Origin of the sequence: Pseudomonas sp. PDM03 (genome assembly GCF_014852385.1) — a bacterium.
GTDB lineage: Bacteria > Pseudomonadota > Gammaproteobacteria > Pseudomonadales > Pseudomonadaceae > Aquipseudomonas > Aquipseudomonas migulae.
The window spans coordinates 38,460-52,190 of record NZ_JACVBM010000014.1; the positions used below are offsets into that span (position 1 = coordinate 38,460).

The 13,731-nt window shown below is 59.2% G+C and carries 12 protein-coding genes; 2 read left to right on the forward strand and 10 right to left on the reverse strand.

Features of this window, described 5'->3' with window-relative positions; all coding sequences use genetic code 11:
- Position 1 precedes the first annotated feature (1 nt).
- Both IB254_RS19030 and IB254_RS19035 read left to right on the forward strand, forming a co-directional pair.
- Positions 2-1,621, forward strand: a complete 1,620-nt coding sequence (locus IB254_RS19030) for a DUF2300 domain-containing protein (protein ID WP_192418793.1) — start codon at positions 2-4, stop codon at positions 1,619-1,621.
- 3 nt (positions 1,622-1,624) lie between these two features.
- The gene (locus IB254_RS19035; RefSeq protein ID WP_192418795.1) at positions 1,625-2,440 is read left to right on the forward strand and encodes a YfaP family protein; all 816 of its coding nucleotides are present in this window, start codon (positions 1,625-1,627) and stop codon (positions 2,438-2,440) included.
- 33 nt (positions 2,441-2,473) lie between these two features.
- Here the strand turns inward: IB254_RS19035 and IB254_RS19040 are convergent, their stop codons facing one another.
- The 10 genes from IB254_RS19040 to IB254_RS19085 all read right to left on the reverse strand — a co-directional run bounded on the left by IB254_RS19040 (position 2,474) and on the right by IB254_RS19085 (position 13,576).
- On the reverse strand, positions 2,474-3,535 hold the full coding sequence (locus tag IB254_RS19040) for a PDDEXK nuclease domain-containing protein (protein WP_192418811.1): 1,062 nt from the start codon (positions 3,533-3,535) through the stop codon (positions 2,474-2,476).
- Positions 3,536-4,153: 618 nt separating this feature from the next.
- On the reverse strand, positions 4,154-4,903 hold the full coding sequence (locus tag IB254_RS19045) for a helix-turn-helix transcriptional regulator (RefSeq protein ID WP_192418813.1): 750 nt from the start codon (positions 4,901-4,903) through the stop codon (positions 4,154-4,156).
- 226 nt (positions 4,904-5,129) lie between these two features.
- On the reverse strand, positions 5,130-5,657 hold the full coding sequence (gene ppa, locus IB254_RS19050; protein WP_007990564.1) for an inorganic diphosphatase: 528 nt from the start codon (positions 5,655-5,657) through the stop codon (positions 5,130-5,132).
- Between the two features lie 113 nt (positions 5,658-5,770).
- Positions 5,771-6,583 carry a zinc-dependent peptidase gene (locus IB254_RS19055; RefSeq protein WP_192418815.1) on the reverse strand — a complete coding sequence of 271 codons (813 nt, stop codon included), beginning with the start codon at positions 6,581-6,583 and terminating at the stop codon, positions 5,771-5,773.
- Positions 6,584-6,586: 3 nt separating this feature from the next.
- Positions 6,587-7,243 (reverse strand): DedA family protein, encoded by a 657-nt coding sequence (locus IB254_RS19060; RefSeq protein ID WP_008042985.1) that lies wholly within the window; start codon positions 7,241-7,243, stop codon positions 6,587-6,589.
- A gap of 305 nt (positions 7,244-7,548) precedes the next feature.
- On the reverse strand, positions 7,549-8,010 hold the full coding sequence (locus IB254_RS19065) for a GNAT family N-acetyltransferase (protein ID WP_008042983.1): 462 nt from the start codon (positions 8,008-8,010) through the stop codon (positions 7,549-7,551).
- Between the two features lie 120 nt (positions 8,011-8,130).
- The gene (eutC, locus tag IB254_RS19070; protein ID WP_192418817.1) at positions 8,131-8,967 is read right to left on the reverse strand and encodes an ethanolamine ammonia-lyase subunit EutC; all 837 of its coding nucleotides are present in this window, start codon (positions 8,965-8,967) and stop codon (positions 8,131-8,133) included.
- Entirely contained in the window at positions 8,964-10,358 is a 1,395-nt protein-coding gene (locus tag IB254_RS19075) for an ethanolamine ammonia-lyase subunit EutB (RefSeq protein WP_192228058.1), read from the reverse strand. The genes eutC and IB254_RS19075 overlap by 4 nt, the downstream gene beginning before the upstream one ends.
- A 109-nt stretch (positions 10,359-10,467) precedes the next feature.
- Positions 10,468-11,838, reverse strand: coding sequence for an ethanolamine permease (gene eat, locus IB254_RS19080; protein WP_192418819.1), 1,371 nt, complete (start codon positions 11,836-11,838; stop codon positions 10,468-10,470).
- A gap of 217 nt (positions 11,839-12,055) precedes the next feature.
- Positions 12,056-13,576: an aldehyde dehydrogenase family protein gene (locus tag IB254_RS19085; RefSeq protein ID WP_008035766.1), complete on the reverse strand. Its 1,521-nt coding sequence runs from the start codon at positions 13,574-13,576 to the stop codon at positions 12,056-12,058.
- Between the last annotated feature and the right edge of the window lie 155 nt (positions 13,577-13,731).

Here is a 13,731-nt window from a genome sequence, read left to right on the forward strand (position 1 = left end):
CATGACCCGGCGTTGGTTCTGGTGGCTGCTGTGTTTGATTCCTGCGCTGGCGACGGCGCAGGACGAGCCGCTGCGTCTGGGCTTCAAGGGTGAATTGCTGTCGCTGAGCCGGACTCAGGTGATTGCTCGCGAGCCGTTGCCTTCGGATTTGCAAACGCCATTGGGCAGTCTGTGGAAGTTGTTTGTGTACGGCTGGCTGGTGGATACCGGCGCCCGTGAGCCAGCGTATGAGTGTCGCGGGCAGTCGAAAGAAGAAGTCTATTGCTGCACCGCAGGCGGCAAGATTGAGCGTGATCAGGCGCTGGTGAAGTCCTGCGGCTTGTACTTCGAGCCTGCGCGGTTGGGCATTGCTGGCGCTGATTGGCGCACGTATTGGCAGGCACGGCAGGCGCCGGAGTGGTTGCTGGATTTGCCTTCATTGCAGCCATCCACGCGAGTGTCGGTGGTTGAATTGCTTAAAGTGCTGGCCGTGATGCCCGCGCAGGATCAGGCACGGCGAGTGTTGCTGGATGTGGTGTTGAATGCCGCCGACGGCAATGTCGTGGGTGAACTCGGAGGCCGGTTGCGGGTGAAAACCTGGAGCTGGTTGGGTGATCAGGACCCATCGTCGCGCCAAGGTGGGTTTGCCGGTTGGCTGGCCGATGGCACACCGATCTGGGCGGGTGGGCGCGGGACCAGTCAAATGGTGCTGCGCAATTATGGTGAGGCGTTGGCTTCGGTGTTGCCGGTTGATTGGCCTCTGGATGCGGGACGCTGCGTCGAAGTCGGTCTGTTTTCTCGTTATCCGATCGGGCGGGTTCTGGAGGGGGATCGTGTTGTTTCTTCCGGACCACTGCAGGGCGATTTTCGCGTCGAGTTTTCTAATGGCAACCAACTCGATATCCACAGCGACGGAGAACTGTTTTTGGTGGGCGATAAATTGATCGCCCGTCTGGATCGCGAAGAATATGTCGCTCGCGTCCTGCAACGAGAAGCCAAACCCGAACCTGCTGAAGCCGCCAAAGCGTTGGCCATCGCCATCCGCACCTACCTGCTGCAAAACGCCACCCGCAACGGCGACTGCCTGAGCATCGACGACAGCAGCAGCCGCCAACGCGTCGCCCCGCGCCCGGCCACCGCCGAATCACGCAACATCGCCGCATGGACCAGCGACCTGGTACTCGCCGGCAGCACCGTCACCTATCACTCCGACCAACCCGGCCCGGACAAACTCTCCTGGCAGCACGCCGTCGAACAAGCCAATGCCGGACAGCGCTACGACGCCATCCTGCTGCACGCCTACCCGCGCGCGAGCCTCAGCCGCTGGGACAACCCGGTCGCCTCCTGCGAAGCACTGCCCGCCGCCCAAGACTGGCTGCAAACCCAACGACGCGGCTGGCGCCAACGCCTCGAAAACGAAACCGGCTACAACGAAGTCAGCACTTTCGCCGTCTGCCGCCTGGCCTTCGGCCGTCCTTTTGTGGACCGCGAGCGTCAGCGCATTTACGTGCGCGGCGTGCTGTCGCTGCAAGACCGCCTCGACCTGACCCACGAATACCTGCACCTGGCCTTCGAAGCACACCCCAACGGCCAGGATGAAACCTACATCGAAGGGCTCGCCCGCCACCTCTTGCTGGAATAGGCCATGAAACTCCGTTATCCACAGGTCTTCCTGTTCCTTTGTTCTTTCTGCGTGTTGCCGACGGTTTTTGCGGCTGAAAGCGCCGTCAAACTCGACACCCCCGTCGGCGGCTGGCGCACGGGCGCGGCCGAGGGCGAAGGCGAAAACTTCCGCCAGACCGTCAACTACCCGGCCTCCTCAGTGAACACTCCGGTAGGACAGGCCAACACCGCACGCATCACCGGCCAGATCAAAGCCACCCCCAAGTCCACTGAACCGGGCCGGTTGATCGTCAACGGCGTCAGCATGCCGCTGAAGATCGATCCCGCTGGCCGCTTTGACCGACCGTTCTCCTTCCCCAACGGCAACAACAGCGTCGAAGTCCGCAGCCCCGATGGCCAGCAACGCCACCGCACACAGTTCCTCAACGCCAGCGGCGGAGCGACACCGGCGAAATTGCGGGTGTTGTTGGCGTGGGACAGCGACGGCACGGATCTGGATTTACACCTCATCACGCCCGATGGCGCGCACATCTGGTACGGCGATCGTGTTGCGCCCAATGGCGCGGCGCTGGATGTGGACGTCACCACCGGTTACGGCCCGGAAATCTTCGCCATGCCGGCGCCGATCAAAGGGCAGTATTTGGTGTATGTGAATTACTTTGGGGGCGGATATCGGAGTGATGAAGACGGGCAGGAGGATGCGGTTCAGCCGCTGACGACGGCGCAGGTGACGGTGATTACGGAGGAGGGGACGCCGAACGAGAAGATGGAGACTTTTCTGGTGCCGATGCGGGCGGTGGGGGAGTTGACGTTGGTTAAGGGGTTTAGTTATCCGTGAGGCTCAAACACCGCATTCGCAGTGTTTGTTCCCTCATTGCGCATCGTCCTCGAAGGATGAGCCCTCACTTGCCAGCTCGCGCTCGATCTGTTCAATGCTAGGCAGGCTGGTTTTCAACTCTGCCGGCAGGGATTCCACCAATTGGTATTCGGCCACGCCGATGGGGCGGGCGTTGTCACGCAAGGCGTATTCGGCCACTACCTTATTCTTGCTCTTGCATAGCAGAAGGCCGATGGTTGGGCCGTCCTGCGGGTGCTTGAGTTGAGCATCCACTGCGGTGAGGTAAAAACTCAGTTGACCCAGATGTTCGGGCTTGAACTTGCCGGACTTCAGCTCGATTACCACATAGCAACGTAGCTTGAGGTGATAAAACAGCAAGTCGACGAAAAATTCGTCACCACCTACATCCAGCAGCACTTGCTTGCCGACGAAGGCAAAGCCTGCACCCAGTTCCAGCAAGAAGTCGGTGACATGCTTAACCAGAGCGTTTTCGATCTCGCGCTCTTGGGCATCAAGAGTCAGGCCGAGGAAATCGAAACGGTAAGGGTCTTTCAATGATTCGCGAGCCAGATCGGACTGCGGTTTGGGCAAATGGCTATCGAAGTTACTGACTGCGTTGCCGCTGCGCTCCAGCAGACCCGTCTCGATCTGCATCACCAAAATATTGCGCGACCAGTTGTGCTTGATGGCCTGTGCGGCATACCAGTAGCGGGTTTTCTGGCTAGACAGTTTGTCCAGCAGTGCTATCTGGTGATACCAAGGCAATTGTGCAAGCACCTCTTGCACAAATTTTTCGTCCGGCCACGCTTCTGCAAAGGCGCGCATGTATTTGAGATTGCGTGGAGAAAACCCCTTCATGTCAGGAAAGGTTGCACGCAAATCCTGAGCCAAGCGGTCGATCACCTTGGCCCCCCAACCCTGCTGTGCTTGCCGGGACAAAATATCGTGACCGAGCTGCCAGTAGAGCAGCACCAGTTCGCGGTTCACCGCTAGAGTGGCGCGCTGTTGGGCGTAATGGATTCGGACTTTGAGGTCGGCCAGCCAATCACCATAACCTTCGGGTGGCATGCTCAGGCTGTCAGGGGTGTCGCTCATGCTTTTGTCCCCTGGTAATTTTTTCGGAGCGGCCTTCGTCGCGTGTGCCGCTATGTCGGTTTAGAGGTCAGTAGTGACGGTCGAAGATTAGTCAGCCCATTTGTCAGGCACAAGCAGGTTGGGCTTCCAAGGATCTTTCCTTCAAAAGAAAGCGAAGCTGCTTACTTTTAGGCCGTTATTGCTCAATGAACGGAAAAAAGGCTGGCAAAAGCAGAGAGATTAAGAAGTGCGAGTGATTTCCAGCAGGCATTAAAAAGCCGGCTTGTGGCCGGCTTCTCGGGGACTGGCTTGGTTCATTTTTGGTAAACCGCGCCAGCCTTCAAAACGTACATCCGGATCTTGCGTCCGGCTGTGGGACTCGGCGAGAAAATCATCTGCCTTGTCGGTGCGATCGGAGCCGCGGGGCGGGTCGATGCGCAAATGTGGGGCGCAGCATACTGATTTTTTTGGGGAATTCCCAGTGTGGTGTGCGGGGTAGAGCTGTTAGTTGCTTGGGATCGGATAGCTGATCCGGGTTTTGAGGTGAATGTTCCACCGCCTTCGCGGGCAAGCCCGCTCCCACAGGTTCTACGCAATCCCTGTGGGAGCGGGCTTGCTCGCGAAGGGGGCGGCGCGGTGTTACAGGAACGGAATGGGCGGGCGACGCTTGTTTAGCGTCGACCACCAAAACACCCAACCCAACACCCGGATGTTCTGCTCTTCTATTTGCGCGGCCCTGAAAGTCTCATCCGGGTACTCGGCGCTGTTGTGGCTGCGCATTCGCAATCCATTGCCCGGCATTCGGTGCAGGTACTTGATGCGCAGCATCCCGTCGTGTTCGATCGCGTAAATTTCTCCATCGACAATCTGGGTCAGGCCGCGATCGATGGCGATGGTTGAGCCGTCTTCAATTTTCTCGGCCATGCTGTTGCCGATCATGTAGGCGCAGATGGCATCCGCGTGGTTGATTTCCAGGGAATCGAGGTGGCTGCGGGGTAGGCGGATGGGGTGGCTGGTGTCCTCGACCACGTGGGTTTTGCTGGAGCCGGGAGCGACGGGCGTTTCTTTGTAAAAGGGCAATTCGACATCGGTGGGTTCGATGACGGTGTAGATGCCGCGGAGGGCCTGGGCGTCGAAGGTGTTGCCGGTGTCGCTGACCAGACGCAGGTGTTTGGCGTCTTTCGAGCCTTCGAGATATTTGAGCCACTCGCTGTTGACCGAGAGTTTTCTGGCGACGGCTTCCATGCAGTGATCGGGCACACCGCGGGTGTACCAGTTGTGGACGTTTTGCGGCGCCGTGCCGAGGTATTCGGCGAATCCGGTCGTCGTGATGTTCGCTACTTTGAGGAGCGCTTTAAACCGTGGACCGCTAGTGTTTTTTTTCTTCATGGGCACGAGTTTACGGGCGTATGGCGAGGCTTTGAATAAACGAACCGTTCAAAATACGAGGGAAATTTAAGACCGGATGTAAGACGTATCGAGTAAAAATTAAACAAGAAAAAACCGATTCACCGGATGGTTAAACGGCACGTTTAAAAGCTTATCTGCGGGCACAAAAAACCCCGGATAAACCGGGGTTTTTTCAAGTCGTCAGTGGCGCAAGGCCAGTGGCGTCTCAGCCTTTGTAGGCAGCAACCGACTTGGTGATCGCTTCGCGGGCGGCGTCTGCACCGGCCCAGCCTTCGATTTTCACCCATTTGCCTTTTTCGAGATCTTTGTAGTTCGCGAAGAAGTGCTCGATCTGCTGAATCAGCAGGGCTGGCAGGTCGGTGTATTCCTTCACGTCGACGTACAGCTGGGACAGCTTGTCGTGTGGGACTGCGATGACTTTGGCATCGCCGCCGCCGTCGTCGGTCATGTTCAGGATGCCGACCGGACGAGCGCGGATCACGGAACCTGGGGCAACCGGGTAAGGGGTCACGACCAGCACGTCGAGGGGATCACCGTCGTCAGCCAGAGTGTTCGGGATGTAACCGTAGTTGGCCGGGTAGAACATCGGGGTGGCCATGAAACGGTCAACGAACAGGCAATCGCTGTCTTTGTCGATTTCGTATTTGATCGGCGCGTGGTTGGCCGGAATCTCGATCGCGACGTAGATGTCGTTCGGCAGGTCTTTGCCAGCCGGAATCTTGCTGTAGCTCATTGGGCGGTGCCCCCGTTAGTTGACCAAAAACACTTGGCCGGATTGACCAAAAAGTGGCGGCGATTATAGGCATATTCCGCCGATCACGCTACGGATCAGAGGTCGTGTAGACCTTAGTCTCGTGCCTGATAGACCGGGTCTTCGGCCAGAAGTTGCCGCAGCCGGGTCAACGGGTCCTGCCGGTAAAACAGCTTCAACTGCTCATACACCTGTGGATAAGCCTCATGCAGCAAATCCGGGGCGCTGAAGAAGTATTCGCTGGTGACCGCGAAGAACTCGGCGGGGTTTTCCGCGGCGTAGGGGTCGATGGCGGTTTCGGCGTCCGGGTTGCGTTCCAGTTGCCGGTCGAGGTCGTCGTAGGCCTCTTGCATGACCCTGGCCCAGTCGCTGACGCGCATGTCGGCGTGCAGCGGTGGCAGGCCGTTGGCGTCGCCGTTGAGCATGTCGAGCTTGTGCGCGAGTTCGTGGATCACCAGGTTGTAGCCTTCCCAGCCACCACTGGCCATCACGCCGGGCCAGGCCAGAATGATCGGGCCTTGCTGCCAGGCTTCGCCGCTGTGTTCGCCGTCCCACTCGTGTTCAACGCCACTGGCGTCGCGATGGCGCTGCGGGCTGAGGAAGTCGTCGGGGTAGAGGACGATTTCGTGAAAACCCTGATACCAGTTCAGATCGCCCAGCTTCAGCAACGGTAATTGCGCCTGGGCGGCGAGCAGCAAACGCTGCTCCTGATGGAGTTCGACGCCGGGCAGGGCGGTCAGGTGTTTTTCGTCGAGAAACAGCACGCAGGCTTCGCGCAACCACTGGTCTTCAGCCGCGCTGATGCCGTCGAGAAAACTCAGGTGATGGCGCACCCGCTGCCACATATCGTCGGCAATCGGGTGCCTGGCCAGGATGCGCCGGCGACGCCAGGCGCTGAGCGACCACATCGTTCAGTGTGGTTCGGCTTTGGACGCGGCGCTGCCGAAGCGGCTGCGAATCACGCCGATGATCATCGGCACCAGTGACAGCAGAATGATGCCCACTACCAGCAGCGAGAGGTTTTTCTTGATGAACGGCACGTTGCCGAAGAAGTAACCGAGGGTCACCAGGCCGCCAACCCAGAGGATGGTGCCGAGGACGCTGAAAAAGAAGAAACGCGGGTAAGGCATTTTCGCCACGCCGGCGACGAACGGTGCAAAGGTGCGAATGATCGGCAGGAAGCGCGCCAGGGTCACGGTTTTGCCGCCGTGCTTGTCATAGAAGTCGTGGGTTTGTTGCAGGTAATCGCGGCGGAAAATTTTCGAGTTCGGGTTGCTGAACAGTCGCTCGCCCACCGTTCGTCCGATGATGTAGTTGGTGCTGTCCCCGAGGATCGCCGCCAGCATCAGCAGGCCACCGAGCAATACCGGGTCCATGCCGCCACCGGCCGCCACGGCGCCGGCGATGAAAAGAAGGGAATCGCCCGGCAGGAAAGGCATCACCACCAGGCCGGTCTCGCAGAAGATCACCAGAAACAGGATGGCGTAGATCCATGGCCCGTAGTTGTTTACCAGCAAGTCGAGGTAAACATCGAGATGCAGGATAAGGTCGAGCGGGTTGAAATCCATGGAGGCACCTGTGGTGACGGCCCGACTCGGCAGGCCTGTGCGGATGACTTCGCGTAAGCCTACAGACGGGTGTAGTTTTTCTTACAAGCCGGAAAGGACGGCATTATACGGGCTGAGAAGTGAAAAGCGCGTCGAGTTTGTAGCGAGGAGTGTCGCGCAAGACCGGCGGTGAGCGCGGTCTGTTTTTGTAGGAGCAGCCGGTCGACGCTCGATTGCTCGCGAAAGCGGTTTGTCATTCAGCATATTCGCCAGATGTCCGACCGCTTTCGCGAGCAAGCTTCGCTCCTACGAGGGCTCGGTGCGGATCAAAGCTCGTCGCTGATCGGCAGCACGTAGTTTTTGAACTCTGTGTCTTCCTTGAATCCGATGGATTCGTAGGTTTTCTGTGCGATTTTGTTGTCGCTGCTGGTGGAGACGCGCATGCGCACGGCATTGGTTTCCTTGGCCATTTTTTTCGCGGTGCGCATCAGGTTGTCAGCCACTAACTGCCGGCGGGCGTCTTCGGCGACATAAATGTCGTTGAGGATCCACACGCGTTTAAGTGAAAGCGACGAAAAGCTCGGGTACAGCTGACAGAAACCCATCAGCTTTTTGTCGTCGTCATCGGCCAGGGCCAGGTAGATCACCGACTCCTTGCGACGCAGGCGTTTCTCGAGGAACGCCCGGGACGAGTCCGGATACGGCAGGGAACCATAAAACTCGCGATATTTGACGAACAACGGGGTCAGCAGGTCCAGGTGTTCAAGGGTCGCTTGAATAATCCGCATCGATAAGTCTCGTCTTCAAGTGGCTGTCTTCACATGCTCTGACGGCGAACGGTTCTTCACTCGGGCAGCCGTGTTTCGATCCTGCCTGAAATTGAATCAGAAACGCAATGCGGAAACGGTTCAGGCATCCGGCAGGTTCAGTAGGAAATTACCTTTCATGTCTGCACCTGCGTCCGACTCCAGCGTCTGAAGTTGCGCTTCGTCCTTCAGGTTGACCCCCGACAACTGCCGCCGGCAGGCTTCGCGCATCAGATAAAGCAAGCGATGTGCCGCCATGCCATAACTCAAGCCTTCCAGTCGCACATTGGAGATGCAGTTGCGGTAAGCATCCGTCAGGCCGACCTTTGGATTGTAGGTGAAATATAATCCCAGACTGTCTGGCGAGCTGAGTCCAGGGCGTTCGCCGATCAGGATTACCACCATTTTTGCGCCCAGCAACTCGCCGATTTCGTCGCTTATCGCGACCCGGCCTTGTTCTACCAGAATCACCGGCGAAACCGTCCAGCCATCGACTTCGATCTGCTCTCGCATGCGCGAAAGGAAGGGCACGGTGTGACGGTGCACAGCCAGTGCCGACAAACCATCGGCCACGACAATCACCAGATCGACGCCGCCGGGATAGGCTGAAGCATGGTTGCGCAGGATTTGCGCGGACTCATCGCTCAATTTCCGCCCCAAGTCAGGGCGCTGCAAATAACTGTCGCGGTTTGTGGCGGCGCTGTGCAGGAGCACACTTTCGTATCCGCATTCGGCCAATTGCGCACTGAGCCCGGCATGGTCGAAGGGCAGGTGCACCGCGTCCCGAGCCTGGGCGTGGGCGTATTGGAAATCCAGCTGCGCGCTGGTCGGCATGCTGGTGCCGGTGCGGCCCAGGGCAATCCGTGCCGGGGTCAGACGCCGCAGTTCCAGCAATGGATTTTCTGAATCAACAGGCGGTTTATCTATCTCGACACTCATCCCAGTTGCCCCATCGCCTGGCGGAAGGCTGGCGGCAGGCGCTCGCCGAAATGAATCTTGCCATCGGCCTGAGTGAAAATGCCCATTTTGGCCAGCCACTGTTCGAACTCCGGCGCCGGTTTCAAGCCCAGGGTTTGTCGGGCGTAGAGCGCGTCGTGGAACGAAGTGGTCTGGTAGTTGAGCATGATGTCGTCGGAACCGGGGATGCCCATGATGAAGTTGATCCCGGCCACGCCCAGCAGGGTCAGCAGGGTGTCCATGTCGTCCTGGTCGGCCTCGGCGTGGTTGGTGTAACAGATGTCGCAGCCCATCGGCACGCCCAGCAATTTGCCGCAGAAGTGGTCTTCCAGACCGGCGCGGATGATCTGTTTGCCGTTATAGAGGTATTCCGGGCCGATAAATCCTACGACGGTGTTCACCAAGAACGGTTTGAAATGTCGGGCAACTGCGTAGGCGCGGGTTTCGCAGGTTTGTTGATCGATGCCGTGGTGGGCGTTGGCCGACAGGGCGCTGCCCTGGCCGGTCTCGAAATACATCAGATTTTGCCCAAGCGTGCCGCGATTCAGGCTCAAACCGGCGTCGTAACCTTCCTGCAACACGTTCAGGTTGATGCCGAAACTGGCATTGGCCGCTTCGGTGCCGGCGATCGACTGGAACACCAGGTCCAGCGGAACGCCGCGATTGATCGCTTCGATGGACGTGGTGACGTGGGTCAGCACGCAGGCTTGTGTAGGAATTTCGTAGCGCTGGATGATCGCGTCGAGCATTTCCAGCATCGCGCAAATCGAGGCAATGCTGTCGGTGGCCGGGTTGATGCCGATCATCGCGTCGCCGTTGCCGTACAGCAGGCCGTCGAGAATGCTCGCGGCGATACCGGCCGGTTCGTCGGTGGGGTGGTTGGGTTGCAGGCGGGTGGATAAGCGTCCCCGCAGGCCCATGGTGCCGCGAAAGTGCGTGATCACGCGGATTTTCTGTGCGACCAGCACCAGGTCCTGCACGCGCATGATTTTTGACACGGCCGCGGCCATTTCCGGCGTCAGGCCTGGTGCGAGGGCGCGCAGGCTCTGTTCGTCGGCGGCATCGCTGAGCAGCCAGTCGCGAAATCCGCCAACGGTGAGATGGCTGACCACGGCGAAGGCTTGTTTGTCGTGAGTGTCGATGATCAGTCGGGTGACTTCATCGGCCTCGTAAGGAATCAGCACTTCCTGCAGGAAGTGAGTCAGCGGGATGTCAGCCAGGGCCATTTGCGCGGCGACGCGCTCGCCATCGTTAAGGGCGGCGACGCCGGCCAGGAAATCGCCGGAGCGCGCCGGGCTGGCCTTGGCCATGACCTCTTTGAGGCTGGCAAAGCGGTAGGTCTGGGCGCCGATGGAATGGGCAAATGTGGCCACGGTGTCCTCCTGATGTGTAGAAGTCTTGATTACCCTGACATTCCCTTGTGGGAGCGGTGTGCACTTCAATAAAGCAGGCGCCGGGAAGTTAGCCCGGCGCCGGTGCAGTTCAGACGCCTTCAAGCATCGCATCCGCCGGCGCATCGAAGCGCTGTTTGGCGGTCAGTTGGAAATACAGATACCCGGCCGCCATGAAACCGAGGAACACACAGCCGATCAGCGGGTTGAACCACGCCATCGCCACCAGGCAGACCACCGCCAGGAGCAGCGCAATCCCCGGCACGATCGGGTAACCCGGCGCGCGGAAGCTGCGTTCCAGGTTCGGCTCGGTCTTACGCAGCTTGAACAGGCTCAGCATACTGATGATGTACATCACGATGGCACCGAATACCGACATGGTGATCATCGCTGCCGTCAGCGTCATGCCTTGCAGGTTGACCAGCCCGTCGCTGTAGATTGCCGCGATGCCGATCACGCCGCCGGCCAGGATGGCCCGGTGTGGGGTCTGGAAACGTGACAGTTTGGCCAGCGAACGTGGCAGGTAGCCGGCCCGGGCCAAGGCGAAGAACTGACGCGAGTAGCCGAGAATGATCCCGTGGAAACTCGCCACCAGCCCGAACAGGCCGATCCAGACCAGCATGTGCATCCAGGTCGAATTGTTGCCGACCACGGCTTTCATCGCCTGAGGCAGCGGGTCGTTGATGTTCGACAATTGGCGCCAGTCGCCCACGCCGCCGGCCATCACCATCACGCCGATCGCGAGGAACACCAACGTCAGAATGCCGCTGACGTACGCCTTGGGAATCGTGCGTTTCGGGTCCTTGGCTTCTTCAGCCGCCATCGCCGCACCTTCAATGGCGAGGAAAAACCAGATCGCGAACGGGATCGCCGCAAAGATGCCGGGGATTGAGGCGATGGTGAACTCGTTCGAGCCCGACCAGCCGTTGAGCACGAAATTGCTGAAACTGAAGCCCGGCGCGACCACGCCCATGAACACCAGCAACTCGGCGACGGCCAGCACGGTCACCACGAGTTCAAACGTGGCGGCGATGCTGACGCCGAGGATGTTGAGCGTCATGAACACGAAATAGGCGCCAACGGCGGCAATCTTGGGGTCAAGTTCCGGGTATTGAACGTTCAGGTAAGCGCCAATGGCCATGGCAATTGCCGGCGGCGCAAAGACGAATTCAATCAGCGTGGCAATGCCGGCAATCAAGCCGCCTTTCTCGCCGAAGGCCCGTCGGCTGTAGGCAAAGGGCCCGCCAGCGTGGGGAATGGCGGTAGTCAATTCGGTGAAACTGAAGATGAAACAGGTGTACATCGTCGCCACCATCAGGGCGGTGACGAGGAAACCCAGAGTGCCTGCGGTGCCCCAGCCGTAACTCCAGCCGAAGTACTCGCCGGAAATCACCAGGCCGACGGCAATGCCCCATAAGTGCAGGGTGCCGAGTGTGGGTTTGAGCTGTGTGGAAGAAGTCATAAGTCCTCGCTGTCTTTTTTATTGTTTGATCTGTTGGACTTTCGGAAACTGGTTTTTGGTGTGGAGCGGGCACGCAAAGCCCGTGCCAGAGCGGCAGGGCAGTGATTTACGGTGTGTTTGGGGGCGCCATCGCCAGCAAGCTGGCTCCTACAGGTCGTGCGTGATCCTGTAGGAGCGAAGCTTGCTCGCGAAGGCCGTTACGCGGTTTCGCGCGGGGTTAGAAGAAGCCCAACGGATTGATGTCGTAGCTCACCAGCAGGTTTTTGGTCTGCTGATAGTGATCGAGCATCATTTTGTGGGTTTCACGACCGACGCCGGACTTTTTGTAGCCACCGAACGCGGCGTGCGCCGGGTACAGGTGATAGCAGTTGGTCCACACGCGACCGGCCTTGATGGCGCGGCCCATGCGATAGGCGCGGTTGATGTCGCGGGTCCAGAGGCCGGCGCCGAGGCCGAACTCGGTGTCGTTGGCGATGGCCAGGGCTTCGGCTTCGTCCTTGAACGTGGTGATGCTCACCACCGGGCCAAAGATTTCTTCCTGGAACACACGCATTTTGTTGGTGCCCTTGAGCAGGGTTGGCTGGATGTAATAACCCGTCGCCAGACTGCCTTCGAGTTTTTCCACCTTGCCGCCGGTCAGCAGCTCGGCGCCTTCGCCCTTGGCGATTTCCAGGTACGAAAGGATTTTGTCGAATTGCTGCTCGGACGCCTGGGCGCCGACCATGGTGTCGGTGTCCAGCGGGTCGCCGCGTTTGATCGACAGGACTTTTTTCATCACCTCTTTCATGAAGTCGTCGTAGATCGATTCCTGAACCAGCGCGCGGGACGGGCAGGTGCAGACTTCGCCCTGGTTGAAGAATGCCAGCACGAGGCCTTCAGCGGCTTTCTCGATGAAGGACGGTTCGGCTTTCATGATGTCTTCGAAGAAGATGTTCGGCGATTTGCCACCCAGCTCCACGGTGGACGGGATGATGTTTTCGGCGGCGCATTTCATGATGTGCGAGCCGACCGGGGTCGAGCCAGTGAAGGCAATCTTGGCGATGCGTTTGCTGGTGGCGAGCGCTTCGCCGGCTTCTTTGCCGAAGCCTTGCACAATGTTGAGCACGCCCGGTGGCAACAGGTCGCCAATCAGCTCGACCAGAACGGTAATGCCCAGCGGCGTTTGTTCTGCTGGCTTGAGCACCACGCAGTTACCCGCCGCCAGCGCCGGGGCGAGTTTCCACGCGGCCATCAGGATCGGGAAGTTCCACGGGATGATCTGCCCGACCACGCCCAGCGGTTCATGGATGTGATAGGCCACGGTGTTGCCGTCGATCTCGGCAGCGCTGCCTTCCTGCGCACGGATGCAACCGGCGAAATAACGGAAGTGGTCGGCGGCCAGCGGGATGTCGGCGTTGAGGGTTTCGCGAACGGCTTTGCCGTTGTCCCAGGATTCGGTGATCGCCAGCAGTTCCAGGTTCTGCTCGATGCGGTCGGCGATTTTCAGCAGCACCAGCGAGCGCGCCTGGGCGGACGTGGCGCCCCAGGCATCGGCAGCGGCGTGGGCAGCGTCCAGGGCTTTGTCGATGTCTTCGGCCGTGGAGCGCGGGAATTCGGCAATCGGTTGGCCATTCACTGGCGAGGTATTGGTGAAGTACTGACCTTTGACAGGCGCGACGAACTCGCCGCCGATGTAGTTACCGTATTTGGCTTTGAACGAAACGATAGCGCCTTCAGTACCTGGGTGAGCGTAACGCATGGTGTTTTCTCCTTGGCTTTTGTACTTATTAGAGAGGCGCATGTGCGCTTGCTATAAGCGTAGAGCAAAGGTCGGGCCACTGCCCTGTGAGCTAGGCAAATCAAGGTCTTGCGCGTTTTTTGTCGGACGGATGGATGGCGGCTGTGACGCTTTCG